The sequence below is a fragment of the Pseudoalteromonas sp. SR45-5 genome (assembly GCF_014163565.1).
GTDB classification, from domain to species: Bacteria; Pseudomonadota; Gammaproteobacteria; order Enterobacterales; family Alteromonadaceae; genus Pseudoalteromonas; species Pseudoalteromonas distincta.
In genome coordinates this window covers 1-4,391 of the sequence record NZ_JACJDN010000330.1, presented here as the reverse complement: position 1 = coordinate 4,391, position 4,391 = coordinate 1, and the positions used below count along the sequence as shown (strand labels likewise).

Here is a 4,391-nt window from a genome sequence, read left to right as displayed (position 1 = left end):
ATTCAGGATTTAAAGTATTAGTGTCTAAAAACACCATTAATATCTGCTCGCCACCTTTTAAAGTAAAGGTTTTGCTGTAATAGCGTGCAGGTAAATTCCAGCGCTGACTTTTTTTACTGTAATCAAGTTGTGCTTGCGCATTACCTAAATAATCATGATTACCCAGTACTACATACCAAGGCTCGAATGTATGTGGACCATGGTAAATATCTTCATAGGCACTTTGCCAAAGCGGGTCGTTAACACTTGCCACGCCATTGGGATAAAAGTTATCGCCAGTTGAAATAGTAAAATCACCATCCGTTTGAAACATCGCTATTTCTAACTGGTGTGCTACGTCTTTTTGATAAAAGTGCCCGTTATGTCCCCAATCACCAATAACCGTAAAATTTAAGCTCTTAGGCAGCACCGTCAAGTTGGCAATTTTTTGTTGCTCGTATAATACATCGGTGTACGTTACGTTTGCCAATACGCTTTGTATACTGCATAAGCCAAGTGTTATTAGCAGTAATGTTTTTTTTATCATTATAGTTCTCTCATGTTTGGTAGCGCTAAATAAAGTGATTAGCACTACCTCATAAACTTATTTAAAACGCGTAACGCAGCATAAGTTGATAAACCGGTCCCGCTTCTTCAGATTCAATTTCGTACTCATCAAAGCTTCTACTAAACTGATCTTCAACGGTATCAAATTTATTAAAGGTTTCGTCTTTACTTGCATCAAGTAGGTTTGAACCCACCAAGCGTAGCGTTACATCTTCCCAACGTTTTTCTAAAAACACTTCAAAGTCGGCACTGTAAGATGTAGTTATTTCTTCACCTACAATACGTCCATAGGCATCACCTTGCTTACGGTAAGTTACGCCAAATGCAGCTTTGAGTTCGGGTAAGTCTTGAATAAACCCAATGTTATAAACGTAGTCTGATTGGTCGTTAAATTTGCGAGTTCCAAAAAAATCGGTTACTTCACTATCAAGCCATGAGTAGTTTAAAAATACACCCGTATTAGGCATGCTAAATGCGCCAAGTGGAGTAGATAAATCAAGCTCAACTCCTTTAACATTACCATCGCCGGTGTTGCGTGGTTGCAGTACAAATGTGCCTTCGCCCTCAGAGCCTTCTTGTCCTGTATTTGCTATTTCTATTAGGTCATTTACTTTGCGATAAAATAAATTAATACCTACAACGCCACTTTTTCCTAAGCGATACTCGTAGCCTAAGTCCATACCCCAAGCTGATTCTGGTTTTAATTCAGGGTTCCCTAGTTGGTCGTTATCGCCAAGCTCTTTTTCGATAAGTGCCGGCGTTAAAAAATCAAACTCAGGGCGGCGTAAACTACGCGCAATCGATGCACTTATACGCCCATTTTCGCTAACGTTATAACGAAAGTGTGCCGAGGGGAGGATAAAGTCGTAACTATTATTTTCGGTCACGCCAATTATTTTATCATTAATTTTAGAATCGGTAGACTCCCAGCGAACGCCCAGCTCCCAAGCAAATAAATCATCTTTGTGCTTAACAAGGGCAAATAAGTCAAAGCGATCTTCTTCTAAAGTATTTACACCACCAGTAACCGCTTCGTACTCGCTATTAAATGCAGCAAGCGTTAAAGGTGATGCTGCGTATTGATCCCAACTGGTAAGTGCAAGTTCTAATTCATTTTGCGATTCTAAAATTTCACTGTCGCGTTTTTTATTTTGTAAAAATGCACCAAGCTGAATTTCTTTGCTGTCACCCCAAGGTTGGCTGTGTTGCCACTGTAGAGTCCATTCTTTATCGTCTATGTTGCTGCGAGCTTGTTCTTCTTCAAATATCATTGGCAGCTCAGACGTATCTAATTCGACTTCTTCCTCATAAACAGACTCTTCAAACCGAGCAAAGCCAAATTTAAACTTACTTGTGCCGCTTAGTAGTGGAAATTCATAAGCGGTATTGATGTTGTAATTAGTTTGGTCAATATATTTAACATTGGCATTATCTGTTTCTAAATTACCGCCATTTACAATATCGTTATTGGTTGCAGTTGGGTCGTTGTATTCAAATGAACGTTCATCCTCAGTACGCTCTGTATCAACCCACATAGCGCTAATATTAAACTGACTATCGTCGTCAAAAACAATTTCGTAGCTGGAGTTAAGTGATGTGTCGTCGCCATCGCGAGTGTCTGATTGGTCTTCGCGGTTATCAAACTCTTCTGTTTGAAAATTTATATTGTTTTCAGGGCTATCGCCGTAGCGCAAACTAGTTTTTTGTTTTGGGTTATATCTGCCTTGTAAATTTGCACCAAGTAATAAGCGCCCACCAGCAAATTCAGTACCGTACACAGCAGCCAAGCTTTCTTTAAATTCACCATCGTCATAAAGCAAGCCACCAGCACGCAAGTAACCGCCATCTAAACTGTAACCATCGCGCAATACAATATTTAATGTGCCCGCAATAGCATCGGCTGAGCGGTTAGCACTTGATGAGCGAATAATTTCAACGCGTTCAATTAACTCAGCCGGAATTCGGTCAACAAAAAATGAACGGTCGGCACCAGCGCCAGGTACTTCTTCACCGTTTATAAGCACCTTTGTATAAGCAGGGCTTAACCCCCGCATACGTGCACCATCCGATTCAAGCACATCCGATAAAAATGTAACACTGGGTACTCGTTTTAATGCATCGCCTGCGGTCAATGGTTCAAAACGTTGAAAGTACTCTTGTGAATATTCTAAGGTTGGTGCGAGTTCGTCTGAGCGGTTTCTGTAGCCAATTTCACCGTATACAACAATTTTGTCAGAAACTTCGATATCTTTTTTTGTGGTTTCTTTTGCATCATCTTCTGCATAAGCCGTTAAATTACATAAGGCTAATGCGGCTACCAGTGCTTTTATTTTAAAGTCTTTCATTGTATTTGCTCTTGGTTATTGCTGGGTTGTTTCTTGATATGGCGAGCAAGCTAAAGATATTTGATTACGTAAATGTGACAGTGTTTAGTCTAAATACATGTATTTAGTGGTGTTTGAGAAATATCTAGAGCGTATTGAGCTTTTATCACTCCTCGTAAAGTCAGGTGTTATGTACCGTGCAGGGCTGTTTTTAAAGTAGGTATCATTTAGTTGTCATATAGCTGAGCTAATATGACCCTGCTAACAAAAACTTGTATGAACTAACTTTAAAACTCATTTATAAACGAGATACCGCACATGCGATTTAACCCCTTTATCAGCCACCGATTATTAATAAACGCTATTATTGCGATGTTTTTTAGCGCTGTGTTTTTAAGTAGTTATTTAGGTGTATTAAAAACTTACGCCAGTATTCAGTGGCTCGATATTATGGGGGAGGGCGGTATTGTATTAATGACTCTCGTATGGATTGCCGCGTTATTAATTTCAAGACCACCGGGTAAAGTAACCACTTACTTAGTGATAGGTGTTGGGTTATTTATGTTCTCGGCAACCCTCGATTTACTTGATGAATGGCTAATGCATCCCGCCCATCAATGGCTCAGTTGGATTGAATCTCTGCCAGCACCTTTAGGCATGTTGTTAACGAGTGTGGGTTTGTATTATTGGCATCAAGAGCAGTACGTATTAAATCGTCAGCTACGCCGCCGTGAAGCGCATTTACGTGAGCACGATAAGGTGTGTTCAGTTACAGGTCTTTATAAGGCGCAGTACCTAGATTCTGCAATTAAAGAGCAACTTACGAGCAAACAACCACTCTGGCTTGGGGCTATTGATATTCGTGATTTTTCGCATTTTAATAGTGAGTTTGGCTTTAGTGAGGGCGACCGGTTACTGCGTGAAATTAGCGAGCTATTGTTAATGAATTGCCGACTAAGTGATGTAGTGTGCCGCTACGCAGGAGATTGCTTTATGGTATTGATGCCAGCCACCACAGAGCAGCAAGCTAAAGAGTTGATGGCACAAATTAAAGGAGCTCTAAAGCATTGTGCATTTAAAGTTGAAGCATCTAAAAAAGCAAAGTTTCAATATGTCACTACCGCCTTAATACAAGGTAATACGCATAGCAGTACAGGTAAACTAACAAGCCAACTGCATAGTCAATTACAACAAAAAAAGCATCAACTAAAAGTAGCGCACCGTGCACATGTTTGTTAGCCAAGACGACAAATATTTAAGCGCTCAAGGGCTTATTACGTCAGCTGTAGAGCTTGCTCAAAGCCGAAACATAAATTTACATAAGCTGCTACGCGGTACCGGTATTTTTGAACAAGACTTACTTAATTTTCAGCATACATTTAGTGTGTCTCAGCAGGTGCGTTTATTAGCTCAATTTAAGTTGTTGATGAAAAGTACTGACAGTGGTTTTTTACCCGGTAGCCAACTTATTAACGACACTCGAGCCGAAGCTCAGGCATTAAAATATAGCGATAATTTAGC

Annotated in this window: 3 protein-coding genes and 1 pseudogene; 2 read left to right on the top strand and 2 right to left on the bottom strand. The window is 40.0% G+C overall.

Translation table 11 applies throughout. The features are described 5' to 3' along the window. Together H5072_RS12630 and H5072_RS12625 are read right to left on the bottom strand one after the other, a co-directional pair. Nucleotides 1–526: metallophosphoesterase (locus tag H5072_RS12630; RefSeq protein WP_182693714.1), on the bottom strand; the 526-nt coding region annotated here is incomplete at its 3' end. A gap of 61 nt (nt 527–587) precedes the next feature. Then, nucleotides 588–2,891 carry a TonB-dependent siderophore receptor gene (locus tag H5072_RS12625; protein ID WP_182693713.1) on the bottom strand — a complete coding sequence of 768 codons (2,304 nt, stop codon included), beginning with the start codon at nt 2,889–2,891 and terminating at the stop codon, nt 588–590. Between the two features lie 297 nt (nt 2,892–3,188). On the opposite strand from H5072_RS12625, the gene H5072_RS12620 reads away from it, so the two are divergent. Then, nucleotides 3,189–4,109, top strand: coding sequence for a GGDEF domain-containing protein (locus H5072_RS12620; protein ID WP_024596554.1), 921 nt, complete (start codon nt 3,189–3,191; stop codon nt 4,107–4,109). After that, nucleotides 4,099–4,391, top strand: a pseudogene (locus tag H5072_RS12615) (AraC family transcriptional regulator); the annotation flags it as partial. The gene H5072_RS12620 and the pseudogene H5072_RS12615, both read left to right, overlap by 11 nt.